Source organism: Chania multitudinisentens RB-25 (assembly GCF_000520015.2).
Classification (GTDB): domain Bacteria; phylum Pseudomonadota; class Gammaproteobacteria; order Enterobacterales; family Enterobacteriaceae; genus Chania; species Chania multitudinisentens.
Genome location: NZ_CP007044.2, coordinates 1,375,919 through 1,398,321 on the forward strand (window position 1 = coordinate 1,375,919; position 22,403 = coordinate 1,398,321).

The window sequence follows — 22,403 nt, forward strand, 5'->3', positions numbered from 1 at the left end:
TCAGCCATAAAATTCTGCGTCCTCGTACTTTGCCAGTCGTGCATACGAGGCGATTTATCACGTGTTTACGAAGCAAAAACCAGGAGCTTTTTTAATGGCAACAATTAATCAGCTGGTTCGCAAACCACGCTCTGTGAAAGCTGCTAAAAGCAACGTTCCAGCGCTGGAAGCTTGCCCGCAAAAACGTGGTGTATGTACCCGCGTATATACTACCACTCCGAAAAAACCAAACTCTGCACTGCGTAAAGTCTGCCGTGTGCGTTTGACTAACGGTTTCGAAGTGTCTTCCTACATCGGTGGTGAAGGCCATAACCTGCAGGAACACTCCGTGATCCTGATTCGTGGCGGTCGTGTTAAAGACTTGCCAGGTGTGCGTTACCACACCGTTCGCGGTGCGCTTGACTGCTCCGGTGTTAAAGACCGTAAGCAAGCTCGTTCTAAGTACGGCGTGAAGAAACCAAAGGCTTAATGGTTCTCCGTTAAGTAAGGCCAAACATTTTCACTTTAATGTCAAAATAAACTCGTAGAGTTTTGGACAATCCTGAATTAACAACGGAGTATTTCTATGCCACGTCGTCGCGTTATTGGTCAACGTAAAATTCTGCCAGATCCTAAGTTCGGATCTGAGCTGTTGGCTAAATTTGTAAACATTCTGATGGTAGATGGCAAAAAATCTACTGCAGAAGCAATCGTCTATACCGCGCTGGAAACCCTGGCTCAGCGTTCTGGTAAAGACCACCTGGAAGCTTTTGAAGTAGCTCTCGACAACGTTCGCCCGACTGTAGAAGTTAAGTCTCGCCGCGTTGGTGGTTCTACTTATCAGGTACCAGTTGAAGTTCGTCCGGTTCGTCGTAATGCTTTGGCAATGCGTTGGATCGTTGATGCTGCTCGTAAACGCGGTGATAAATCCATGGCTCTGCGCCTGGCGAACGAGCTGTCTGATGCAGCAGAGAACAAAGGTTCTGCTGTTAAGAAGCGTGAAGACGTTCACCGTATGGCAGAAGCCAACAAGGCGTTCGCCCACTACCGCTGGTAATTCCATGCTGTAGTCATGCTAGCCATGCGAGGGCGCTTAACAAAGCGGTCTGCATGGCTTAATCGAATGAACGACCTAGTAGATAGAGGAATCAAATGGCTCGTACAACGCCCATTGCGCGCTACCGTAATATCGGTATCAGTGCTCACATCGACGCCGGTAAGACCACCACTACCGAACGTATTCTGTTCTATACCGGTGTAAACCATAAAATTGGTGAAACGCACGAAGGCACCGCGACCATGGACTGGATGGAGCAGGAGCAGGAACGTGGTATTACTATCACTTCTGCTGCGACTACTGCCTTCTGGTCAGGTATGGCTAAGCAGTTTGAACCACACCGTATTAACATCATCGATACCCCAGGGCACGTTGACTTCACCATCGAAGTAGAACGTTCCATGCGTGTGCTTGATGGTGCGGTGATGGTTTACTGTGCGGTTGGTGGCGTTCAGCCGCAGTCTGAAACCGTATGGCGTCAGGCAAACAAATATAAAGTTCCACGCATCGCGTTCGTTAACAAAATGGACCGTATGGGTGCTAACTTCCTGAAAGTTGTTGGGCAGCTTAAATCTCGTCTGGCGGCGAACCCAGTTCCACTGCAGTTGGCGATCGGCGCAGAAGAGAAATTCACCGGTGTTGTTGACTTGGTGAAAATGAAAGCCATCAACTGGAGTGATGCAGATCAGGGTGTGACCTTCGAATACGAAGATATCCCTGCGGATATGCAGGAATTGGCCGAAGAGTGGCGCCAGAACCTGGTTGAATCTGCTGCGGAAGCGTCAGAAGAACTGATGGACAAATACCTGGGCGGCGAAGAGCTGACCGAGGAAGAAATCAAAAAAGCGCTGCGTCAGCGTGTGCTGAACAACGAAATTATCCTGGTTACCTGTGGTTCTGCTTTTAAAAACAAAGGCGTACAGGCAATGCTGGATGCGGTGGTTGAATACTTGCCTGCGCCTACTGACGTTGAATCGATCAACGGCATGTTAGACGACGGTAAAGACACCCCTGCGGTTCGTCATTCAGACGACAAAGAGCCGTTCTCGGCTCTGGCGTTTAAAATCGCGACCGACCCATTTGTGGGTAACCTGACGTTCTTCCGTGTTTACTCCGGTGTGGTTAACTCTGGTGATACCGTACTGAACTCAGTAAAAGCGCAGCGCGAGCGTCTGGGGCGTATTGTTCAGATGCACGCCAACAAGCGTGAAGAAATTAAAGAAGTTCGTGCTGGCGACATCGCTGCGGCTATCGGTCTGAAAGATGTGACGACTGGTGATACGCTGTGCGATCCTGCCAACCCGATCATTCTTGAGCGTATGGAATTCCCAGATCCGGTAATTTCGGTTGCCGTTGAACCAAAAACCAAAGCTGACCAGGAAAAAATGGGTCTGGCTCTGGGCCGTCTGGCGAAGGAAGACCCATCATTCCGTGTATGGACTGACGAGGAATCAGGTCAGACTATCATCGCGGGTATGGGTGAGCTGCACCTGGATGTCTTGGTTGACCGTATGCGCCGCGAATTTAACGTGGAAGCGAACGTCGGTAAACCACAGGTTGCTTATCGTGAAACGATTCGTGACACGGTCAAAGACATTGAAGGTAAGCATGCCAAGCAGTCTGGTGGTCGCGGTCAGTACGGTCACGTTGTGATCGATATGATGCCTCTGCCTCCAGGTGGTGTAGGTTATGAATTTGTCAACGATATCGTGGGTGGTACTATTCCTAAGGAATTCATCCCGGCCGTTGATAAAGGTATTCAGGAGCAGCTGAAAGCTGGTCCTCTGGCAGGTTATCCAGTTGTTGACATCAAAGTGCGTCTGCACTTCGGTTCTTACCACGATGTTGACTCCTCTGAACTGGCGTTTAAATTGGCCGCTTCTCTCGCATTTAAAGATGCGTTCAAGAAAGCCAAACCAGTTCTGCTTGAGCCTGTAATGAAGGTTGAGGTCGAAACCCCTGAAGATTACATGGGTGACGTCATTGGTGACCTGAACCGTCGTCGCGGTATGATCGAAGGCATGGATGATACTGCCACCGGTAAAACCGTTCGCGCTCAGGTTCCGTTGTCTGAAATGTTTGGTTATGCTACTGACCTGCGTTCTCAGACCCAGGGCCGTGCTTCATACTCTATGGAGTTCCTGAAGTATGCTGAAGCGCCGAACAACGTCGCTCTGGCCGTTATCGAAGCCCGTGGTAAATAAGCTCCGGGTTTAAAACATTGATCCAATGCTCTCTCCATGAGGGGGGAGCATAAGAGTAAGGAATATAGCCGTGTCTAAAGAAAAATTTGAACGTTCCAAACCGCACGTTAACGTTGGTACTATCGGCCACGTTGACCACGGTAAAACTACCCTGACTGCTGCAATCACTACCGTTCTGGCTAAAACCTACGGCGGTAGCGCTCGTGCTTTCGACCAGATCGATAACGCGCCAGAAGAAAAAGCACGTGGTATCACCATCAACACTTCTCACGTTGAATATGACACCCCAAGCCGCCACTACGCGCACGTTGACTGCCCAGGGCACGCCGACTACGTGAAAAACATGATCACCGGTGCTGCTCAGATGGATGGCGCTATTCTGGTGGTTGCTGCTACTGATGGCCCAATGCCACAGACGCGTGAGCACATCCTGCTGGGCCGCCAGGTAGGCGTTCCTTTCATCATCGTATTCATGAACAAATGTGACATGGTTGATGATGAAGAGCTGCTGGAACTGGTTGAAATGGAAGTGCGTGAACTTCTGTCTGCCTATGATTTCCCTGGTGATGATCTGCCAGTGGTTCGTGGTTCAGCACTGCAAGCGTTGAACGGCGTACCAGAGTGGGAAGAGAAAATCATTGAGCTGGCTGGTCATCTGGACTCTTATATCCCAGAACCACAGCGTGCGATTGATATGCCGTTCCTGCTGCCAATCGAAGACGTTTTCTCCATTTCTGGTCGTGGTACCGTGGTGACCGGTCGTGTAGAGCGCGGCATCATCAAGGTAGGCGAAGAAGTTGAAATCGTCGGTATCAAAGACACCGTGAAATCGACCTGTACCGGCGTAGAAATGTTCCGCAAACTGCTGGACGAAGGCCGTGCGGGTGAGAACGTGGGTGTTCTGCTGCGTGGTATCAAGCGTGAAGATATCGAACGTGGTCAGGTTCTGGCTAAACCAGGTTCTATCAAGCCACACACCAAATTTGACTCAGAAGTGTATATCCTGAGCAAAGAAGAAGGTGGCCGTCATACGCCATTCTTCAAAGGCTACCGTCCACAGTTCTACTTCCGTACCACTGACGTGACCGGGACTATCGAACTGCCAGAAGGCGTAGAGATGGTAATGCCGGGTGATAACGTGAATATGGTTGTTACCCTGATCCACCCAATCGCGATGGATGACGGTCTGCGTTTCGCTATCCGTGAAGGCGGCCGTACCGTTGGTGCGGGCGTTGTTGCTAAAGTTATCGCTTAATCGCGAATACTTTATAAACACAAAAAAGGGTACTTCGGTACCCTTTTTTTATGCGTCTTATTTAAATCTTAATTGAAATAAAAACGATTCTTATTTAGACTTACTGCATTGGTTAAGAAGTGAGTCTCTCTATGTACGTATGTCTGTGTAATGCCGTGACTGACAAAGCGATCCGTAAAGCGGTTCGTCAGCATAATCCTCATACCATGAAGCAACTGCGTGATTTAGTGCCGATTGGTAGCGATTGTGGGAAGTGCATTCGTCAGGCAAGGCAAATTATGGTGGAGGAACGAGCGACTATTATTCTTATGCATGAAGTTGCCTAACAAAAGGTAAGGCTATTTTTTGACTCTTGGTCTACAAGTTCTACACTATTAGGACTGACCAGGAGGATTTGTCTATGAAAGGCGATAAAAAACTCATTGCTCACCTCAACAAACTGCTCGGCAACGAGCTGGTTGCTATTAATCAATACTTCCTGCATGCGCGAATGTTCAAAAACTGGGGCTTAATGCGCCTTAATGACAAGGAATATCGCGAGTCGATCGACGAGATGAAGCATGCCGATCGTTATATCGAGCGTATTTTGTTCCTTGAGGGAATACCGAACCTGCAAGATCTCGGCAAGCTAAATATTGGTGAAGATATCGAAGAGATGTTGAGGTCCGATTTGGCTCTGGAATTGGAAGGGGCTAAGAATCTGCGGGAAGGTATCGCGTATGCAGATTCTATTCATGATTATGTCAGCCGTGATTTGATGAAGGATGTCCTGGCTGATGAAGAAGGGCACATTGATTGGCTGGAAACTGAATTAAGTCTGATTGAACGGCTTGGTATTCAAAACTATGCCCAAGCTCAGTTGCTGGAACGTAAAGACTGATTGCCCATTTTTTGCCCTTGCCTGCATGGTTGAGAATTGGCAGGCAAGGGGGTAACCACATGTTGCCATCATAGTTTTTCTGTATGTCTGATTCCCTTCGTTAGTTTTGTACCCCTCAATAGAATTCCGAGCCCTGCACATATTTCCATCCGCTTCTTGCTTCCTGCCTCATTTTGCGTATAATGCGCGGGCTCACCTAATCTTGGTGGCCTGATTTTAGCGAATCAGTCGATAAGCAGCAGATGTTTTCTGTCTATCGAACAATACTCCCGATATGGGGGTTATATGTTGACGATTACACTCCCCCATCAATCGAAATGGGTGTGAGGAGTAATTATTTACGTTTATAAATAATTGGAGCTCTGGTCTCATGCAGAACCAAAGAATCCGTATCCGCCTGAAAGCGTTTGATCATCGTCTGATCGATCAATCAACTGCGGAAATCGTCGAGACTGCCAAGCGCACTGGTGCGCAAGTTCGTGGTCCGATCCCGCTGCCAACTCGCAAAGAGCGCTTTACCGTTCTGATCTCTCCGCACGTCAACAAAGATGCGCGTGATCAGTACGAGATCCGCACTCACAAGCGTCTGGTTGACATCGTTGAGCCAACCGAGAAAACCGTTGATGCTCTGATGCGTCTGGATCTGGCTGCCGGTGTAGACGTGCAGATCAGCCTGGGTTAATCAGGTCATTGAGCGATTGAGAGGTTGAAACAATGATTGGTTTAGTCGGTAAAAAAGTGGGTATGACGCGTATCTTCACTGAAGATGGCGTTTCTATCCCAGTAACCGTAATTGAAATTGAAGCGAACCGCGTGACTCAGGTTAAAAGCCTGGATAATGACGGATACCGTGCCATTCAGGTCACTACCGGTAGCAAAAAAGCTAACCGTGTGACCAAACCGGAAGCGGGTCATTTCGCTAAAGCTGGCGTCGAAGCTGGCCGTGGTCTGTGGGAATTCCGCCTTGAAGAAGGCCAAGAGTTCACTGCTGGTCAGGAAATTAGCGTTGAAATTTTCGCTGATGTTAAAAAAGTCGATGTTACCGGTACTTCTAAAGGTAAAGGTTTTGCAGGTACTGTAAAACGTTGGAACTTCCGTACCCAAGATGCTACCCACGGTAACTCCTTGTCTCACCGCGTTCCGGGTTCTATCGGTCAGAACCAGACTCCGGGCAAAGTGTTTAAAGGCAAGAAAATGGCTGGCCACCTGGGTGACGAGCGTGTAACCGTTCAAAGCCTGGACGTAGTACGTGTTGACGCTGAGCGCAACCTGCTGCTGGTTAAGGGTGCTGTACCGGGCGCAACTGGTGGCAACCTGATCGTTAAACCAGCTGTGAAGGCGTAAGGGGATAGCAATGGAATTAGTATTGAAAGACGCGCAAAGCGCGCTGACTGTTTCCGAAACTACCTTCGGTCGTGATTTCAACGAAGCGCTGGTACACCAGGTTGTTGTTGCGTATGCAGCAGGTGCCCGTCAAGGTACTCGTGCTCAGAAGACCCGTGCTGAAGTAACTGGTTCCGGTAAGAAACCGTGGCGTCAGAAAGGTACTGGCCGTGCGCGTTCAGGTTCTGTAAAGAGCCCGATCTGGCGTTCCGGTGGTGTGACCTTCGCTGCCAAGCCACAGGACCACAGTCAGAAAGTAAACAAAAAGATGTACCGCGGCGCGCTGAAAAGCATTCTGTCCGAACTGGTACGTCAGGACCGTCTGATCGTTGTCGAAAAGTTCTCTGTAGAAGCGCCTAAAACTAAGCTGCTGGCACAGAAACTGAAAGATATGGCTCTGGAAGATGTGCTGATCGTGACCGGTGAACTGGATGAGAATCTGTTCCTGGCTGCGCGTAACCTGTACAAGGTTGACGTGCGCGATGTAGCAGGTATCGACCCAGTTAGCCTGATCGCCTTCGACAAAGTGGTTATGACTGCTGATGCTGTGAAGCAAGTTGAGGAGATGCTGGCATGATCCGTGAAGAACGTTTGCTGAAAGTGCTGCGTGCACCGCACGTATCTGAAAAAGCATCTACTGCGATGGAAAAAAGCAACACCATCGTTCTTAAAGTTGCCAAAGACGCGACCAAAGCAGAAATCAAAGCCGCAGTGCAGAAACTGTTTGAAGTCGAAGTCGAAGACGTGAACACCCTGGTAGTAAAAGGGAAAGTGAAGCGTCACGGTCAGCGTGTTGGTCGTCGTAGCGACTGGAAAAAAGCTTACGTCACCCTGAAAGAAGGCCAGAATCTGGACTTCATCGGCGGCGCAGAGTAAGTCGGAGGAGTAAGAACAATGGCAATTGTTAAATGTAAACCTACATCTCCGGGTCGTCGCCATGTTGTTAAAGTGGTTAACCCTGAGCTGCACAAGGGTAAACCTTACGCCCCATTGCTTGAAAAACTGAGCAAAAGTGGTGGCCGTAACAACAATGGTCGTATCACCACTCGTCATATCGGTGGTGGCCATAAGCAACATTATCGTCTGGTTGATTTCAAACGCAACAAAGATGGTATCCCTGCTGTGGTTGAGCGTCTGGAGTACGATCCGAACCGTTCCGCGAACATCGCGCTGGTTCTGTACAAAGACGGCGAACGCCGTTATATCCTGGCGCCGAAAGGCCTGAAAGCTGGTGACCAGATCCAATCTGGCGTCGATGCTGCTATCAAAGCAGGTAATACCCTGCCGATGCGCAACATCCCAGTAGGTTCAACGGTTCATAACGTAGAAATGAAACCAGGTAAAGGCGGCCAACTGGCTCGTTCTGCTGGTGCTTACGTCCAGATCGTTGCACGTGATGGTTCCTACGTAACTCTGCGTCTGCGCTCCGGCGAAATGCGTAAAGTTCCAGTTGATTGCCGCGCCACCTTGGGTGAAGTCGGTAACGCTGAACATATGCTTCGCGTTTTGGGCAAAGCAGGTGCTGCACGTTGGCGTGGTGTTCGTCCTACCGTTCGCGGTACGGCGATGAACCCAGTCGATCACCCGCACGGTGGTGGTGAAGGTCGTAACTTTGGTAAGCACCCGGTCACTCCGTGGGGCGTTCAGACCAAAGGTAAGAAGACCCGTAGCAACAAGCGTACTGACAAGTTCATCGTACGTCGCCGTAGTAAAAAATAATTAGAGGATAAGCCATGCCACGTTCTCTCAAGAAAGGTCCTTTTATTGACCTGCACTTGCTGAAGAAGGTAGAGAAAGCGGTGGAAAGCGGTGACAAGAAGCCTTTGCGCACTTGGTCCCGTCGTTCAACGATCTTTCCTAACATGATCGGTTTGACCATCGCTGTCCATAATGGTCGTCAGCACGTACCAGTGTTCGTTTCCGATGAAATGGTCGGTCACAAACTGGGTGAATTCGCGCCGACTCGTACTTATCGCGGCCATGCGGCTGATAAAAAAGCTAAAAAGCGCTAAGGTAGGAGGAAGAGATGGAAACTATCGCTAAACATCGCCACGCTCGTTCTTCTGCTCAGAAGGTTCGCCTTGTTGCTGACCTGATCCGCGGTAAGAAAGTGTCGCAAGCTCTGGAAACTCTGACCTACACCAACAAGAAAGCTGCTGGTCTGGTTAAGAAAGTGCTGGAGTCTGCCATTGCTAACGCAGAACACAACGATGGCGCTGACATCGATGATCTGAAAGTCGCGAAAATCTTCGTCGACGAAGGCCCAAGCATGAAGCGCATTATGCCGCGTGCGAAAGGTCGTGCAGATCGCATCCTGAAGCGCACCAGCCACATTACTGTGGTTGTGTCCGATCGCTGAGACTCTGGAGACTAGCAATGGGTCAGAAAGTACATCCTAATGGTATTCGCCTGGGTATTGTCAAACCTTGGAACTCTACTTGGTACGCGAATACCAAAGAATTCGCTGACAACCTGGACAGCGACTTTAAAGTTCGCCAATTCTTGACTAAAGAACTGGCGAAAGCTTCCGTTTCTCGCATCGTTATCGAGCGCCCAGCGAAGAGCATCCGTGTGACTATTCACACTGCTCGTCCAGGCATCGTTATCGGCAAGAAAGGTGAAGATGTCGAAAAATTGCGTAAGGTCGTAGCGGATATCGCTGGCGTTCCTGCGCAGATTAACATCGCTGAAGTCCGTAAACCGGAACTTGACGCTAAATTGGTTGCTGACAGCATCACTTCACAGTTGGAACGTCGTGTTATGTTCCGCCGTGCTATGAAGCGTGCTGTACAGAACGCAATGCGTCTTGGCGCTAAAGGTATCAAAGTTGAAGTAAGTGGCCGTCTTGGCGGTGCTGAAATCGCGCGTACCGAATGGTATCGCGAAGGTCGTGTTCCGTTGCACACACTGCGTGCGGATATCGATTACAACACATCTGAAGCGCACACCACTTATGGTGTAATTGGCGTTAAGGTATGGATCTTCAAAGGTGAGATCCTGGGTGGTATGGCTGCAGTTGAACAACCGGAACCGGCTGCTCAACCTAAAAAGCAGCAGCGTAAAGGCCGCAAGTAAGGAGAGTCGCTGATGTTACAACCAAAGCGTACAAAATTCCGTAAGATGCACAAAGGCCGCAACCGTGGTCTGGCGCAGGGTACGGATGTTAGCTTCGGCACTTTCGGTCTGAAAGCTGTTGGCCGTGGCCGTCTGACTGCTCGTCAAATCGAAGCAGCTCGTCGTGCAATGACTCGTGCAGTTAAGCGTCAAGGTAAGATCTGGATCCGTGTATTCCCGGACAAACCGATCACCGAGAAGCCGCTTGAAGTGCGTATGGGTAAAGGTAAGGGGAACGTGGAGTATTGGGTTGCCCTGATCCAACCTGGTAAAGTCCTGTACGAAATGGACGGTGTACCGGAAGAGATTGCCCGTGAAGCATTCAAGCTGGCAGCAGCGAAACTGCCGATCAAAACCACCTTTGTAACTAAGACGGTGATGTAATGAAAGCACAAGAGCTGCGTCAAAAAAGTGTTGAAGAGCTGAACACTGAGCTGCTCAACCTGCTGCGTGAGCAATTTAACTTACGCATGCAGGCGGCGAGTGGCCAACTGCAACAAACTCACCTGTTGAAACAAGTGCGCCGTAATGTCGCACGCGTTAAGACTTTACTGACTGAAAAGGCGGGTGCGTAAATGACTGATATTATCCGTACTCTGCAAGGTCGTGTTGTTAGTGACAAAATGGAGAAATCCATGGTTGTTGCTATCGAGCGTACGGTGAAGCACCCAATCTACGGGAAATTCATCAAACGTACGACTAAGCTGCACGTACATGACGAGAACAACGAATGTGGTATCGGCGACGTGGTGGAAATCCGCGAATGCCGCCCACTGTCTAAGACTAAGTCTTGGACGTTGGTTCGCGTTGTAGAGAAAGCGATTCTGTAATAGAGTAGCGGCCTCTAATTTAATAAACGGCTCAGAAATCGAGCCGTTTATTTTTTCTACCCATACTTTGGAAGCGGTGTTATAATGCTGCGCCCTCAGGTTTGGGGCTTTTCAACGACCTAATAATAGGTCCTAAAGTTGTAGTTGACATTAGCGGAGCACTAACATGATCCAAGAACAGACTATGCTGAACGTGGCCGACAACTCCGGTGCGCGTCGCGTAATGTGTATCAAGGTTCTAGGTGGCTCGCACCGTCGCTACGCAGGCGTCGGCGACATCATCAAAATTACTATCAAGGAAGCAATTCCTCGCGGTAAGGTGAAGAAAGGCGATGTGCTGAAGGCGGTAGTGGTGCGCACCAAGAAGGGTGTACGTCGCCCGGACGGTTCTGTCATTCGCTTCGATGGTAATGCATGCGTTATTTTAAATAATAACAGCGAGCAACCTATCGGTACGCGTATTTTTGGGCCGGTAACTCGTGAACTGCGTAATGAGAAGTTCATGAAAATTATCTCTCTGGCACCAGAAGTACTCTAAGGAGCGAACCATGGCAGCGAAAATCCGTCGTGATGACGAAGTTATCGTGCTTACCGGGAAAGATAAAGGTAAACGCGGTAAAGTAAAAAATGTCCTATCTACTGGTAAGGTCATTGTTGAAGGTATCAACCTGGTTAAGAAACATCAGAAGCCGGTTCCGGCTCTGAACCAACCAGGTGGCATTGTTGAAAAAGAAGCTGCTATTCAGGTTTCTAACATTGCACTGTTCAACGCGGCTACTGGTAAGGCTGACCGTGTAGGCTTTAGATTCGAAGATGGCAAAAAAGTCCGTTTCTTCAAATCTAACAGCGAAACTATCAAGTAATTTGGAGTATGACGATGGCGAAACTGCATGATTACTACAAAGACGAGGTAGTCAAACAGCTGATGTCTCAGTTTGATTACAACTCTGTCATGCAAGTCCCTCGGGTCGAGAAGATCACCCTGAATATGGGTGTTGGTGAAGCAATCGCTGACAAGAAACTGCTGGATAATGCAGCAGCAGACTTGGCAGCAATCTCCGGTCAAAAACCGTTGATCACCAAAGCACGCAAATCTGTTGCAGGCTTCAAAATCCGCCAGGGCTATCCGATCGGCTGTAAAGTAACTCTGCGTGGCGAACGCATGTGGGAGTTCTTTGAGCGTCTGATTTCCATTGCTGTTCCACGTATCCGTGACTTCCGTGGCCTGTCCGCCAAGTCATTCGATGGCCGTGGTAACTACAGCATGGGTGTGCGTGAGCAAATCATCTTCCCAGAAATCGACTATGACAAAGTTGATCGCGTTCGTGGTTTGGATATTACCATTACCACCACTGCGAAATCTGACGATGAAGGCCGCGCGCTGTTGGCTGCTTTTAACTTCCCGTTCCGCAAGTAAGGCAGGGTTACTAATGGCTAAACAATCAATGAAAGCACGCGAAGTCGTTCGTGTGAAATTGGCTAACAAATACCGCGCTAAACGCGAGGAATTGAAAGCTATCATTTCTGGTGTGAACTCGTCCGACGAAGATCGTTGGGATGCTGTTCTCAAGCTGCAGACTCTGCCGCGTGATTCCAGCCCGTCTCGTCAGCGTAAACGCTGCCGCCAAACTGGCCGTCCACATGGTTATGTGGGCAAATTCGGGTTGAGCCGTATTAAGCTTCGTGAAGCCGCCATGCGCGGTGAAGTACCAGGCTTGAAAAAGGCTAGCTGGTAATTACCAATTGAATCACGGGAGTAAAGACAGATGAGCATGCAAGATCCGATCGCGGATATGCTGACCCGTATCCGTAACGGTCAAGCCGCGAACAAAGTTGCGGTCACCATGCCTTCCTCCAAGCTGAAAGTGGCAATTGCCAACGTGCTGAAGGAAGAAGGTTTTATTGAAGATTTTAAAATTGAAGGCGATGCCAAGCCTGTTCTGGAACTGGTATTGAAGTACTTCCAGGGCAAGGCAGTGGTAGAAAGCATTCAGCGTATCAGCCGTCCAGGTCTGCGTATCTATAAGAAAAAAGATGCGCTGCCAAAAGTTATGGCCGGTTTGGGTATCGCTGTTATTTCTACCTCTAAAGGTGTTATGACCGATCGTGCAGCTCGCCAAGCTGGTCTTGGTGGCGAGATTATCTGCTACGTAGCTTAATTCGGGAGGAAAGAATGTCTCGTGTTGCAAAAGCACCCGTCGTCATTCCTGCCGGCGTAGAGGTAAAACTCAACGGTCAGGTTATTTCGATTAAGGGTAAGAACGGCGAGCTGACTCGTACAGTCCACGACGCCGTTATCGTTACGCAAGAAGCTAATGCACTGACTTTCGCTCCGCGCGAAGGTTTTGCCAATGCGTGGGCCCAAGCAGGTACTACGCGCGCTTTGCTGAACGCAATGGTTGTCGGTGTTACCGAAGGCTTCACCAAGAAGCTGCAACTGGTAGGTGTTGGTTATCGTGCTGCTGTTAAAGGCAATGTGGTGAATTTAGCCTTGGGCTTCTCTCACCCAATCGATCATCAGCTGCCAGCAGGTATTACTGCTGAATGCCCAAGCCAAACTGAAATCGTGCTGAAAGGCGCCGATAAACAAGTTATTGGCCAGGTTGCTGCAGATCTGCGTGCCTACCGCCGTCCTGAGCCTTATAAAGGCAAAGGTGTCCGTTACGCCGACGAAGTCGTGCGTACCAAAGAGGCTAAGAAGAAGTAAGGTAACACTATGGATAAGAAATCTGCTCGTATCCGTCGTGCGACCCGCGCACGCCGTAAGCTCAAAGAACTGGGGGCAACCCGCCTGGTGGTACATCGTACCCCGCGTCACATTTACGCACAGGTTATTGCTCCAAATGGTTCTGAAGTACTGGTAGCCGCTTCTACTGTAGAAAAAGCTATCACTGAGCAACTGAAGTATTCCGGTAACAAAGACGCAGCTGCAGCTGTAGGTAAAGCTCTGGCTGAGCGCGCGTTGGAAAAAGGGATTGCGAAAGTCTCCTTTGACCGTTCCGGTTTCCAATATCATGGTCGAGTCCAGGCACTGGCAGATGCTGCCCGTGAAGCTGGCCTTCAGTTCTAAGGAAGAGGTTTAAGATGGCTCACATCGAAAAACAAGCTGGCGAACTGCAGGAAAAGCTGATCGCGGTAAATCGCGTATCTAAAACCGTAAAAGGTGGCCGTATTTTCAGCTTTACCGCACTGACAGTCGTTGGTGATGGTAACGGTCGCGTTGGTTTTGGCTACGGCAAAGCACGCGAAGTTCCAGCAGCGATCCAGAAAGCGATGGAAAAAGCCCGTCGCAACATGATGAATGTCGCGCTGAACAGCGGCACCCTGCAGCACCCTGTTAAAGGTGCTCATACGGGTTCCCGTGTGTTCATGCAGCCAGCTCATGAAGGTACCGGTATCATCGCGGGTGGTGCAATGCGCGCCGTTCTCGAAGTTGCTGGGGTGCACAACGTATTGGCCAAAGCTTATGGTTCCACCAACCCGATTAACGTGGTTCGTGCAACTATCGATGCTCTGGCAAATATGAAGTCTCCTGAAATGGTCGCTGCCAAGCGTGGTAAATCCGTTGCAGACATTCTGGGGTAATTGACCATGGCTAAGACTATCAAAGTTACACAAGTTCGCAGCTCCATTGGCCGTCTGCCGAAGCATAAAGCTACACTGCTCGGTCTGGGTCTGCGTCGTATTGGTCACACCGTAGAGCGCGAGGATACTCCTGCTGTACGCGGTATGATCAACCTGGTTTCCTACATGGTTAAGGTTGAGGAGTAACAGATGCGTTTAAATACTCTGTCTCCGGCTGAAGGTGCCAAGCATGCGCCGAAGCGTGTAGGTCGTGGTATTGGTTCTGGCCTGGGTAAAACCGGCGGCCGTGGTCACAAAGGTCAGAAGTCTCGTTCTGGCGGTGGCGTACGTCGTGGTTTTGAAGGTGGTCAGATGCCTTTATATCGTCGTTTGCCGAAATTCGGCTTCACCTCTCGCAAAGCTATGATTACGGCAGAAGTTCGTCTGTCTGAACTGGCTCTGATCGAAGGCGACGTAATCGACCTGAACACGCTGAAAGCCGCTAACGTTGTTGGTACCCAGATCGAGTTCGCGAAAGTTATGCTTTCTGGCGAAATCGCTCGTCCGGTTACCCTGCGTGGTCTGCGTGTCACCAAAGGCGCTCGTGCTGCTATCGAAGCTGCTGGCGGTAAAATTGAGGAATAAGTGAGCGAATGGCTAAGCAACCAGGATTAGATTTTCAAAGTGCTAAAGGCGGACTCGGCGAGCTGAAGCGCAGACTTTTGTTTGTTATCGGCGCGCTGATTGTTTTCCGCATCGGCTCTTTTATTCCGATTCCTGGTATCGATGCCACTGTGCTTGCCAAATTGCTTGAGCAGCAAAGAGGCACCATCATTGAAATGTTTAACATGTTCTCTGGTGGTGCTCTCAGCCGTGCTTCTATCTTTGCGCTGGGGATCATGCCGTATATTTCGGCGTCGATCATTATCCAGCTGTTAACGGTGGTTCACCCAACGTTAGCGGAGATCAAGAAAGAAGGGGAGGCTGGCCGTCGCAAGATTAGTCAGTACACCCGTTACGGTACGCTGGTATTGGCCATATTCCAATCGATCGGTATTGCTACCGGTCTACCGAATATGCCTGGTATGCAGGGCCTGGTGTTAAACCCAGGTTTTGCATTCTACTTTACTGCGGTTGTGAGTCTGGTTACTGGGACAATGTTCCTGATGTGGCTAGGTGAGCAGATTACTGAACGTGGTATCGGTAACGGTATCTCGATCATTATCTTTGCGGGTATTGTGGCGGGTTTACCGCCGGCAATCGGTCATACTATTGAGCAAGCTCGGCAAGGCGACCTGCACTTCCTCCTGTTGCTGTTGGTTGCAGTCTTAGTGTTTGCAGTAACCTTCTTCGTTGTTTTCATTGAGCGTGGTCAACGTCGTATCGTTGTTAACTATGCGAAACGTCAACAAGGTCGTCGTGTTTACGCAGCACAGAGCACACACTTACCGCTGAAAGTGAATATGGCAGGGGTGATCCCGGCAATCTTTGCTTCCAGTATTATTCTGTTCCCTGCCACGATTGCATCCTGGTTTGGGGGCGGTACCGGTTGGAACTGGCTGACAACGATTTCGCTATATTTGCAGCCTGGGCAACCGCTTTATGTGTTACTCTATGCATCTGCAATCATCTTCTTCTGTTTCTTCTACACGGCGTTGGTTTTCAATCCGCGTGAAACAGCAGATAACCTGAAGAAGTCCGGTGCCTTCGTACCAGGAATTCGTCCGGGAGAGCAAACGGCGAAGTATATCGATAAGGTAATGACGCGTTTAACCCTGGTGGGCGCGATGTACATTACTTTCATCTGCCTGATCCCGGAGTTCATGCGTGATGCAATGAAAGTACCGTTTTATTTTGGTGGTACTTCTCTACTGATCGTGGTTGTTGTCATCATGGACTTTATGGCTCAAGTGCAAACTCTGATGATGTCAAGTCAGTATGAGTCTGCATTGAAGAAAGCAAACCTGAAAGGCTATAACCGCTAGTCAGGCGCGTTTGAGAAGTTACGGAGAGTAAAAATGAAAGTTCGTGCTTCCGTCAAGAAATTATGTCGTAACTGCAAAATCGTTAAGCGTAACGGTGTTATTCGTGTGATTTGCAGTGCCGAGCCGAAGCATAAACAGCGTCAAGGCTGATTATCTCGCATATTTTTCTTGCAAAGTTGGGTTGAGCTGGCTAGATTAGCCAGCCAATCTTTTATATGTAGCTGCAACATTATTTGAGTATCCTGAAAACGGGCTTTTCAGAATGGTGTTGCTGTAAAAATAAGTAGGAGTGCATAGTGGCCCGTATAGCAGGCATTAACATTCCTGATCATAAACATACCGTTATCGCCTTAACGTCGATTTTCGGAATCGGTAAAACCCGTTCACAGTCTATCTGTGCTGCTACGGGTATTGCCGAAAGTGTTAAGATCAGTGAGCTGTCTGAAGAGCAAATTGAACAGCTGCGTGAAGCAGTTGCCAAATTCACTGTCGAAGGTGATTTGCGTCGTGAAGTTACCCTGAGCATCAAGCGTCTGATGGATCTTGGTACATATCGTGGTTTACGCCATCGTCGTGGTCTGCCAGTGCGCGGTCAGCGTACTAAGACCAACGCACGTACCCGTAAGGGTCCGCGTAAACCGATCAAGAAATAATCGGGGTGATTGAATAATGGCAAAGGCACCTGTTCGTACACGTAAGCGTGTAAGAAAGCAAGTCTCTGACGGCGTGGCTCATATCCATGCTTCTTTCAACAACACCATTGTAACTATTACCGATCGTCAGGGTAATGCTTTGGGTTGGGCAACTGCCGGTGGTTCCGGTTTCCGTGGTTCTCGTAAGTCAACTCCGTTTGCAGCTCAGGTTGCAGCTGAACGTTGTGCTGACGCAGTAAAAGAATACGGTATCAAGAACCTGGAAGTTATGGTTAAAGGACCTGGTCCTGGTCGTGAGTCTACTATCCGCGCTCTGAACGCGGCTGGTTTCCGCATCACTAATATCACTGATGTGACTCCGATCCCTCATAACGGTTGTCGTCCGCCGAAAAAGCGTCGCGTGTAACGCCCCTGCTTTTCGGATTGTTGGAGAAAGAAAATGGCAAGATATTTGGGTCCTAAGCTCAAGCTTAGCCGCCGTGAGGGCACAGACCTGTTCCTGAAGTCTGGCGTTCGCGCGATAGATTCAAAATGCAAATTAGAACAACCACCAGGTCAACACGGTGCGCGTAAACCGCGTTTGTCTGACTATGGTGTTCAGTTACGTGAGAAGCAAAAAGTTCGCCGTATGTACGGTGTTCTGGAACGCCAGTTCCGTAACTATTACAAAGAAGCAACTCGCCTGAAAGGCAACACAGGTGAAAACCTGTTGGCTCTTCTGGAAGGTCGTTTGGACAACGTTGTTTACCGTATGGGCTTTGGTGCCACTCGTGCTGAAGCACGTCAGTTGGTCAGCCATAAAGCAATTATGGTGAATGGCCGCGTTGTCAACATCGCTTCTTATCAGGTATCTCCGAATGACGTAGTCAGCATCCGCGAGAAAGCTAAAAAGCAGTCTCGTGTTAAGGCTTCTCTGGAGCTGGCTGAACAGCGTGAAAAGCCAACCTGGCTGGAAGTTGATGCTGCGAAGATGGAAGGTGTGTTCAAGCGTATTCCTGAACGTACTGATCTGTCGGCAGACATTAACGAACACCTGATCGTCGAGCTTTACTCCAAGTAAAGCTTGAGTTTCAAAGAGAGGACACAATGCAGGGTTCTGTGACAGAGTTTCTAAAACCGCGCCTGGTAGATATCGAGCAAGTCAGTTCGACGCACGCCAAGGTGACCCTTGAGCCTTTAGAGCGTGGCTTTGGCCATACTCTTGGCAACGCACTGCGCCGTATTCTGCTTTCATCTATGCCGGGTTGCGCGGTGACCGAGGTTGAGATTGATGGTGTACTGCATGAGTACAGCACCAAAGAAGGCGTACAGGAAGATATCCTGGAGATCCTGCTCAACCTGAAAGGGCTGGCGGTGAGAGTTCAAGGCAAAGACGAAGTTATCCTTACCTTGAATAAATCTGGCATTGGCCCTGTGACCGCTGCCGACATTACCCATGATGGTGATGTCGAAATCGTCAAACCACAGCACGTGATCTGCCACCTGACTGATGAGAATGCTGCTATCGGCATGCGTATCAAAGTTCAGCGTGGTCGTGGTTATGTGCCGGCTTCTGCCCGAATTCATTCGGAAGAAGATGAGCGCCCGATTGGCCGTCTGTTGGTTGATGCCTGCTATAGCCCTGTAGAGCGTATTGCCTACAATGTTGAAGCAGCGCGTGTAGAACAGCGTACTGATCTGGACAAGTTGGTAATCGAGATGGAAACCAATGGTACGATCGATCCTGAAGAGGCGATCCGCCGTGCGGCAACCATTCTGGCAGAACAACTGGAAGCTTTCGTTGACTTACGTGATGTTCGTCAGCCGGAAGTGAAAGAAGAGAAACCAGAATTTGATCCGATCCTACTGCGCCCTGTTGACGATCTGGAATTGACTGTCCGCTCTGCTAACTGCCTCAAGGCAGAAGCTATCCACTACATCGGTGATCTGGTACAGCGTACCGAGGTTGAGTTGCTGAAAACGCCTAACCTGGGTAAAAAATCTCTTACTGAGATTAAAGACGTGCTGGCTTCGCGTGGTTTGTCTCTGGGCATGCGCCTGGAAAACTGGCCACCAGCAAGCATTGCTGACGAGTAACCGGATCACAGGTTAAGGTTTTACTGAGAAGGATAAGGTCATGCGCCATCGTAAGAGTGGTCGTCAACTGAACCGTAACAGCAGCCATCGCCAGGCTATGTTCCGTAACATGGCCGGCTCTTTGGTTCGTCATGAAATCATCAAGACGACCCTGCCAAAAGCGAAAGAGCTGCGTCGCGTTGTTGAGCCGCTGATTACTCTTGCCAAGACCGACAGCGTAGCTAATCGTCGTCTGGCATTCGCCCGTACTCGTGATAACGAGATCGTGGCAAAACTGTTTAACGAGCTAGGCCCGCGTTTTGCGAGCCGTGCCGGTGGTTACACTCGCATTCTGAAGTGTGGCTTCCGCGCAGGCGACAACGCGCCGATGGCATACATCGAGCTGGTTGATCGTGCTGAGTCTCAAGCAGAAGTGGCAACTGCAGAGTAATCTGTAGACGCGTAAAAAAACCGGGCTTGCCCGGTTTTTTTACGTCTATTAATCAGAACGAAAACATCTCCCGGCATCGACACATCTTAAGATCCTTCTTTTTATCCGTTATGCTTGCTAATACTGTAAATCAAATTGACTACGCGTTTCTGCAATCAATGCTTGGGTGGAGCTCGTCAGTGGTTTGGTGGCGATAAGCGTGAATTTCCAGCATGGAGGCGTCAGCAACTTTTGATAAAAAATTCAATTCCGGGGAGCAAAGATGTTTAAAATTGGCCAATTAGCAAAGTTCGCGGATGTTACGCCAGATACTGTCCGTTATTATGAAAAGCAAGGCATGATGGGGCACAATACTCGTACGGAGGGTGGCTATCGTTTGTATAGTGAACAGGATTTGCAGCGTTTACGTTTTATCCGTTACGCAAAGCAACTTGGCTTCACGTTGGAAACCATTGCAGAACTTCTGTCGATTCGTGTAGATCCTGAACATCATACTTGCAAAGAATCCAAATCTATTGTCGATGCCAGGCTGCGTGAGGTAGAAAACAAGCTTATGGAGCTTACGAGAATGCATGAATCTCTTAAAAGGCTTAGTGATGCCTGTTGTGGCAGTGCTCATACCAGTAACTACTGTTCTATTCTGGAGGCTTTGGAGCAAGGCGCGAGCGAAGACAAGAGTAAAAAATCAGTCTGAACGTTCCCGACACTTTAATTTTTATCTGCACAGCAGTATTATCAGCCTGTTTTATGTCCACGCGATTCACAAGGAATATGACTATGACTAAATATCGGCATACTAAAGGCCAAATCCAGGAAAATGCCATTGAGGCGTTGTTACATGACCCGCTTTTCCGTCAGCGCGTAGAAAAGAATATCAAAGGGAAAGGCAGTTACCGGCGTAAGGATAAACACACAAAGGGCGGTAACTGGGAGGCCAGTGGTAAGTTAATCAATAACAACTTACCACTGGCCTTCTGGTTTTAAGGGATAAAAAGCCATTTTGATAAGATGGCTTTTTAGCATCCTGCCAAGCATATTACAGCTTCGATTGTTGCTGCTGGCTCAATAAATCGCGGATTTCTGTTAACAACTTCTCTTCGGCCGTTGGCGTGGGAGGGGCTGCTGGTTCTTCAGCGCTTTTGTTGCGCATCTTGTTCATTAATTTGATAGCCATAAAGATCGCGAAGGCGACGATGATAAAGTCGAAAATATTTTGAAGGAAGGCACCATAGTTCATAACTACGGCAGGGATAGTTCCTTCAGCCTCACGCAGTACTAGATGGAACTGCTTAAAGTCGACACCACCGATGAGCAAGCCTAACGGTGGCATAATGATATCGGCAACTAAAGAAGAAACGATTCTACCGAATGCAGCACCGATGATCACACCAACGGCCAAATCAACGACATTGCCGCGCATGGCAAATTCGCGGAATTCTTTCAAAATACCCATAGCAACCCCTTAAAAAATTAATGATGCAAGTTTAGCAAAGCGATTTCCTTTCACCATGATGAGTATAGAAAAGTTTATGGTTTCTCTGGTTAGAGTACTGAGAAAAAACCATCCACATAACCAATGTTTTATAAGAAGAACGGGCTTGGCTGGAACAGACGTTCCACGTCTGGCACGAATTTCTTATCGGTAATAAACATGATTACGTGATCACCCTGCTGAATTTTGCTATTGCCGTTGGCAATAATGACATCATCCCCGCGTACAATGGCACCAATGGTGGTTCCTGGCGGCAATTTAATCTCTTCTACCATGCGGCCAACCACTTTAGAGGTACTTTCATCTCCGTGAGCAATAGCCTCGATGGCTTCTGCAACACCGCGACGTAATGAGGAAACACTAACGATATCGGCTTTACGCACATGCCCCAGCAATGCTGAGATCGTCGCCTGTTGGGGAGAGATGGCAATATCAATCACGCTGCCTTGCACCAGGTCAACATAGGCACGGCGTTGGATTAACACCATGACCTTTTTGGCCCCCATACGTTTGGCCAGCATGGCAGACATAATATTGGCTTCATCGTCATTGGTAATGGCGATAAATACGTCTACCTGTTCAACATGTTCTTCGGCAAGAAGTTCCTGATCGGAAGCATCGCCATAAAATACAATTGTATCGTGCAGGTGTTCTGCTAGTTCGGCAGCACGCTGTTGATTACGTTCGATCAGTTTTACGTTGTACGATTTTTCCAACCGGTGTGCTAACCCGGCCCCCACATTGCCCCCACCAACAATCATGATACGTTTGTAAGGTTTTTCTAATCGCTGTAGCTCACTCATGACCGCGCGGATATGTTGAGAAGCAGCGACGAAGAACACTTCATCACCCGCTTCGATGATGGTCGAACCTTGCGGGCGTATCGGGCGGTCCTGACGAAAAATGGCGGCAACTCGAGTATCAATGTGCGGCATATGATCCCGCATGGAAGATAAGGCATTACCGACCAGTGGCCCGCCATAGTAAGCTTTCACCGCTACGATGCTGACTTTACCCTCTGCGAAATTTACGACCTGTAATGCGCCAGGGTATTCAATCAATTTATAGATGTAGTCGATAACTAGCTGTTCCGGCGAGATCAGGTGGTCAATTGGTACCGCTTCTGGGGTGAACAGTTTTTCGGTTTCGCGGATGTAATCCGACGCACGGATGCGCGCGATACGGTTTGGGGTATTAAATAAGGAATAGGCTATCTGGCAGGCCACCATATTGGTTTCATCAGAGTTAGTGACGGCAACCAGCATATCGGCATCTTCTGCCCCGGCTTCACGTAATACGCGTGGGTGGGAACCATGCCCTTGGACGACGCGTAAATCAAACTTGTCTTGTAACTGGCGCAAACGCCCAGAATCGGTGTCTACTACGGTGATATCGTTGTTTTCGCCAACTAGGTTTTCTGCCAGTGTCCCACCGACTTGACCTGCGCCAAGAATAATTATTTTCATCGGGTTCCCTGCTTCAACTGCAACGGCTATAGCCG

Annotated in this window: 38 protein-coding genes; 36 read left to right on the forward strand and 2 right to left on the reverse strand. The window is 49.1% G+C overall.

The features are described 5' to 3' along the window. The first annotated feature begins 94 nt into the window (after nucleotides 1-94). From rpsL to Z042_RS06125, 36 genes are all read left to right on the forward strand, one after another. Nucleotides 95-469 carry a 30S ribosomal protein S12 gene (gene rpsL, locus Z042_RS05960; protein ID WP_024914452.1) on the forward strand — a complete coding sequence of 125 codons (375 nt, stop codon included), beginning with the start codon at nucleotides 95-97 and terminating at the stop codon, nucleotides 467-469. Nucleotides 470-565: 96 nt separating this feature from the next. Further along, nucleotides 566-1,036 carry a 30S ribosomal protein S7 gene (rpsG, locus tag Z042_RS05965; protein WP_004956203.1) on the forward strand — a complete coding sequence of 157 codons (471 nt, stop codon included), beginning with the start codon at nucleotides 566-568 and terminating at the stop codon, nucleotides 1,034-1,036. Between the two features lie 95 nt (nucleotides 1,037-1,131). Then, complete coding sequence (gene fusA, locus Z042_RS05970) at nucleotides 1,132-3,240, forward strand: elongation factor G (protein ID WP_024914453.1); 2,109 nt, start codon at nucleotides 1,132-1,134, stop codon at nucleotides 3,238-3,240. 70 nt (nucleotides 3,241-3,310) lie between these two features. Continuing rightward, a complete protein-coding gene (tuf, locus tag Z042_RS05975) occupies nucleotides 3,311-4,495 on the forward strand; it encodes an elongation factor Tu (protein ID WP_025297183.1) in 1,185 nt (394 codons plus the stop codon). A 131-nt stretch (nucleotides 4,496-4,626) separates the two neighbouring features. Beyond that, nucleotides 4,627-4,821, forward strand: coding sequence for a bacterioferritin-associated ferredoxin (gene bfd, locus Z042_RS24825; RefSeq protein ID WP_071882794.1), 195 nt, complete (start codon nucleotides 4,627-4,629; stop codon nucleotides 4,819-4,821). A 74-nt stretch (nucleotides 4,822-4,895) separates the two neighbouring features. After that, entirely contained in the window at nucleotides 4,896-5,375 is a 480-nt protein-coding gene (gene bfr, locus Z042_RS05980; RefSeq protein ID WP_024912208.1) for a bacterioferritin, read from the forward strand. 370 nt (nucleotides 5,376-5,745) lie between these two features. After that, nucleotides 5,746-6,057, forward strand: coding sequence for a 30S ribosomal protein S10 (gene rpsJ, locus Z042_RS05985; RefSeq protein ID WP_001181005.1), 312 nt, complete (start codon nucleotides 5,746-5,748; stop codon nucleotides 6,055-6,057). 32 nt (nucleotides 6,058-6,089) lie between these two features. Then, nucleotides 6,090-6,719 (forward strand): 50S ribosomal protein L3, encoded by a 630-nt coding sequence (gene rplC / locus Z042_RS05990; protein ID WP_024912207.1) that lies wholly within the window; start codon nucleotides 6,090-6,092, stop codon nucleotides 6,717-6,719. Nucleotides 6,720-6,729: 10 nt separating this feature from the next. Next, on the forward strand, nucleotides 6,730-7,335 hold the full coding sequence (rplD, locus tag Z042_RS05995) for a 50S ribosomal protein L4 (RefSeq protein WP_004929779.1): 606 nt from the start codon (nucleotides 6,730-6,732) through the stop codon (nucleotides 7,333-7,335). Then, entirely contained in the window at nucleotides 7,332-7,634 is a 303-nt protein-coding gene (rplW, locus tag Z042_RS06000; RefSeq protein WP_024912206.1) for a 50S ribosomal protein L23, read from the forward strand. Before rplD ends, rplW begins: the two co-directional genes overlap by 4 nt. A gap of 18 nt (nucleotides 7,635-7,652) precedes the next feature. Next, a complete protein-coding gene (gene rplB, locus Z042_RS06005; protein WP_024912205.1) occupies nucleotides 7,653-8,477 on the forward strand; it encodes a 50S ribosomal protein L2 in 825 nt (274 codons plus the stop codon). Nucleotides 8,478-8,491: 14 nt separating this feature from the next. After that, the gene (gene rpsS, locus Z042_RS06010; RefSeq protein WP_004929772.1) at nucleotides 8,492-8,770 is read left to right on the forward strand and encodes a 30S ribosomal protein S19; all 279 of its coding nucleotides are present in this window, start codon (nucleotides 8,492-8,494) and stop codon (nucleotides 8,768-8,770) included. Nucleotides 8,771-8,784: 14 nt separating this feature from the next. Further along, nucleotides 8,785-9,117 carry a 50S ribosomal protein L22 gene (rplV, locus tag Z042_RS06015; RefSeq protein ID WP_024912204.1) on the forward strand — a complete coding sequence of 111 codons (333 nt, stop codon included), beginning with the start codon at nucleotides 8,785-8,787 and terminating at the stop codon, nucleotides 9,115-9,117. 17 nt (nucleotides 9,118-9,134) lie between these two features. Further along, nucleotides 9,135-9,833, forward strand: a complete 699-nt coding sequence (rpsC, locus tag Z042_RS06020) for a 30S ribosomal protein S3 (RefSeq protein ID WP_004956187.1) — start codon at nucleotides 9,135-9,137, stop codon at nucleotides 9,831-9,833. A gap of 12 nt (nucleotides 9,834-9,845) precedes the next feature. Continuing rightward, complete coding sequence (gene rplP / locus Z042_RS06025) at nucleotides 9,846-10,256, forward strand: 50S ribosomal protein L16 (protein ID WP_023489871.1); 411 nt, start codon at nucleotides 9,846-9,848, stop codon at nucleotides 10,254-10,256. Then, complete coding sequence (gene rpmC, locus Z042_RS06030; RefSeq protein ID WP_024912203.1) at nucleotides 10,256-10,447, forward strand: 50S ribosomal protein L29; 192 nt, start codon at nucleotides 10,256-10,258, stop codon at nucleotides 10,445-10,447. The genes rplP and rpmC overlap by 1 nt, the downstream gene beginning before the upstream one ends. Then, on the forward strand, nucleotides 10,448-10,702 hold the full coding sequence (gene rpsQ, locus Z042_RS06035; RefSeq protein WP_020837241.1) for a 30S ribosomal protein S17: 255 nt from the start codon (nucleotides 10,448-10,450) through the stop codon (nucleotides 10,700-10,702). Between the two features lie 166 nt (nucleotides 10,703-10,868). Beyond that, complete coding sequence (gene rplN, locus Z042_RS06040) at nucleotides 10,869-11,240, forward strand: 50S ribosomal protein L14 (RefSeq protein ID WP_000613954.1); 372 nt, start codon at nucleotides 10,869-10,871, stop codon at nucleotides 11,238-11,240. Nucleotides 11,241-11,250: 10 nt separating this feature from the next. After that, nucleotides 11,251-11,565, forward strand: coding sequence for a 50S ribosomal protein L24 (gene rplX / locus Z042_RS06045; protein ID WP_024912202.1), 315 nt, complete (start codon nucleotides 11,251-11,253; stop codon nucleotides 11,563-11,565). Between the two features lie 14 nt (nucleotides 11,566-11,579). Continuing rightward, a complete protein-coding gene (gene rplE, locus Z042_RS06050) occupies nucleotides 11,580-12,119 on the forward strand; it encodes a 50S ribosomal protein L5 (RefSeq protein WP_004929756.1) in 540 nt (179 codons plus the stop codon). 13 nt (nucleotides 12,120-12,132) lie between these two features. After that, the gene (gene rpsN, locus Z042_RS06055) at nucleotides 12,133-12,438 is read left to right on the forward strand and encodes a 30S ribosomal protein S14 (RefSeq protein WP_024912201.1); all 306 of its coding nucleotides are present in this window, start codon (nucleotides 12,133-12,135) and stop codon (nucleotides 12,436-12,438) included. 30 nt (nucleotides 12,439-12,468) lie between these two features. Beyond that, complete coding sequence (rpsH, locus tag Z042_RS06060; protein ID WP_024912200.1) at nucleotides 12,469-12,861, forward strand: 30S ribosomal protein S8; 393 nt, start codon at nucleotides 12,469-12,471, stop codon at nucleotides 12,859-12,861. A 14-nt stretch (nucleotides 12,862-12,875) separates the two neighbouring features. Then, nucleotides 12,876-13,409 (forward strand): 50S ribosomal protein L6, encoded by a 534-nt coding sequence (rplF, locus tag Z042_RS06065; RefSeq protein ID WP_024912199.1) that lies wholly within the window; start codon nucleotides 12,876-12,878, stop codon nucleotides 13,407-13,409. 9 nt (nucleotides 13,410-13,418) lie between these two features. Continuing rightward, complete coding sequence (gene rplR, locus Z042_RS06070; RefSeq protein WP_024912198.1) at nucleotides 13,419-13,772, forward strand: 50S ribosomal protein L18; 354 nt, start codon at nucleotides 13,419-13,421, stop codon at nucleotides 13,770-13,772. A 14-nt stretch (nucleotides 13,773-13,786) separates the two neighbouring features. Next, nucleotides 13,787-14,287 (forward strand): 30S ribosomal protein S5, encoded by a 501-nt coding sequence (rpsE, locus tag Z042_RS06075; protein ID WP_004929747.1) that lies wholly within the window; start codon nucleotides 13,787-13,789, stop codon nucleotides 14,285-14,287. A 6-nt stretch (nucleotides 14,288-14,293) separates the two neighbouring features. Beyond that, nucleotides 14,294-14,473 carry a 50S ribosomal protein L30 gene (gene rpmD / locus Z042_RS06080; protein ID WP_004956161.1) on the forward strand — a complete coding sequence of 60 codons (180 nt, stop codon included), beginning with the start codon at nucleotides 14,294-14,296 and terminating at the stop codon, nucleotides 14,471-14,473. Nucleotides 14,474-14,476: 3 nt separating this feature from the next. Beyond that, complete coding sequence (rplO, locus tag Z042_RS06085; protein ID WP_024912197.1) at nucleotides 14,477-14,911, forward strand: 50S ribosomal protein L15; 435 nt, start codon at nucleotides 14,477-14,479, stop codon at nucleotides 14,909-14,911. A gap of 8 nt (nucleotides 14,912-14,919) precedes the next feature. Then, nucleotides 14,920-16,251 (forward strand): preprotein translocase subunit SecY, encoded by a 1,332-nt coding sequence (gene secY / locus Z042_RS06090; protein WP_024912196.1) that lies wholly within the window; start codon nucleotides 14,920-14,922, stop codon nucleotides 16,249-16,251. Nucleotides 16,252-16,284: 33 nt separating this feature from the next. After that, nucleotides 16,285-16,401 (forward strand): 50S ribosomal protein L36, encoded by a 117-nt coding sequence (gene rpmJ, locus Z042_RS24830; RefSeq protein ID WP_071882795.1) that lies wholly within the window; start codon nucleotides 16,285-16,287, stop codon nucleotides 16,399-16,401. Nucleotides 16,402-16,547: 146 nt separating this feature from the next. Then, nucleotides 16,548-16,904 carry a 30S ribosomal protein S13 gene (gene rpsM / locus Z042_RS06095; RefSeq protein ID WP_024912195.1) on the forward strand — a complete coding sequence of 119 codons (357 nt, stop codon included), beginning with the start codon at nucleotides 16,548-16,550 and terminating at the stop codon, nucleotides 16,902-16,904. Between the two features lie 16 nt (nucleotides 16,905-16,920). Further along, nucleotides 16,921-17,310 carry a 30S ribosomal protein S11 gene (gene rpsK, locus Z042_RS06100; protein WP_004929731.1) on the forward strand — a complete coding sequence of 130 codons (390 nt, stop codon included), beginning with the start codon at nucleotides 16,921-16,923 and terminating at the stop codon, nucleotides 17,308-17,310. Nucleotides 17,311-17,343: 33 nt separating this feature from the next. Next, entirely contained in the window at nucleotides 17,344-17,964 is a 621-nt protein-coding gene (rpsD, locus tag Z042_RS06105) for a 30S ribosomal protein S4 (protein ID WP_024912194.1), read from the forward strand. A gap of 26 nt (nucleotides 17,965-17,990) precedes the next feature. After that, a complete protein-coding gene (locus tag Z042_RS06110; protein ID WP_024912193.1) occupies nucleotides 17,991-18,980 on the forward strand; it encodes a DNA-directed RNA polymerase subunit alpha in 990 nt (329 codons plus the stop codon). Nucleotides 18,981-19,020: 40 nt separating this feature from the next. Further along, nucleotides 19,021-19,410 carry a 50S ribosomal protein L17 gene (gene rplQ, locus Z042_RS06115; protein WP_004929726.1) on the forward strand — a complete coding sequence of 130 codons (390 nt, stop codon included), beginning with the start codon at nucleotides 19,021-19,023 and terminating at the stop codon, nucleotides 19,408-19,410. Between the two features lie 262 nt (nucleotides 19,411-19,672). Continuing rightward, nucleotides 19,673-20,104 carry a Zn(2+)-responsive transcriptional regulator gene (zntR, locus tag Z042_RS06120; protein WP_024912192.1) on the forward strand — a complete coding sequence of 144 codons (432 nt, stop codon included), beginning with the start codon at nucleotides 19,673-19,675 and terminating at the stop codon, nucleotides 20,102-20,104. An 83-nt stretch (nucleotides 20,105-20,187) separates the two neighbouring features. Beyond that, nucleotides 20,188-20,394, forward strand: coding sequence for an alternative ribosome-rescue factor A (locus Z042_RS06125; protein ID WP_024912191.1), 207 nt, complete (start codon nucleotides 20,188-20,190; stop codon nucleotides 20,392-20,394). A gap of 52 nt (nucleotides 20,395-20,446) precedes the next feature. Here the strand turns inward: Z042_RS06125 and mscL are convergent, their stop codons facing one another. Both mscL and trkA read right to left on the reverse strand, forming a co-directional pair. Further along, entirely contained in the window at nucleotides 20,447-20,863 is a 417-nt protein-coding gene (gene mscL / locus Z042_RS06130) for a large-conductance mechanosensitive channel protein MscL (RefSeq protein WP_024912190.1), read from the reverse strand. Between the two features lie 128 nt (nucleotides 20,864-20,991). Further along, entirely contained in the window at nucleotides 20,992-22,368 is a 1,377-nt protein-coding gene (trkA, locus tag Z042_RS06135; RefSeq protein ID WP_024912189.1) for a Trk system potassium transporter TrkA, read from the reverse strand. Between the last annotated feature and the right edge of the window lie 35 nt (nucleotides 22,369-22,403).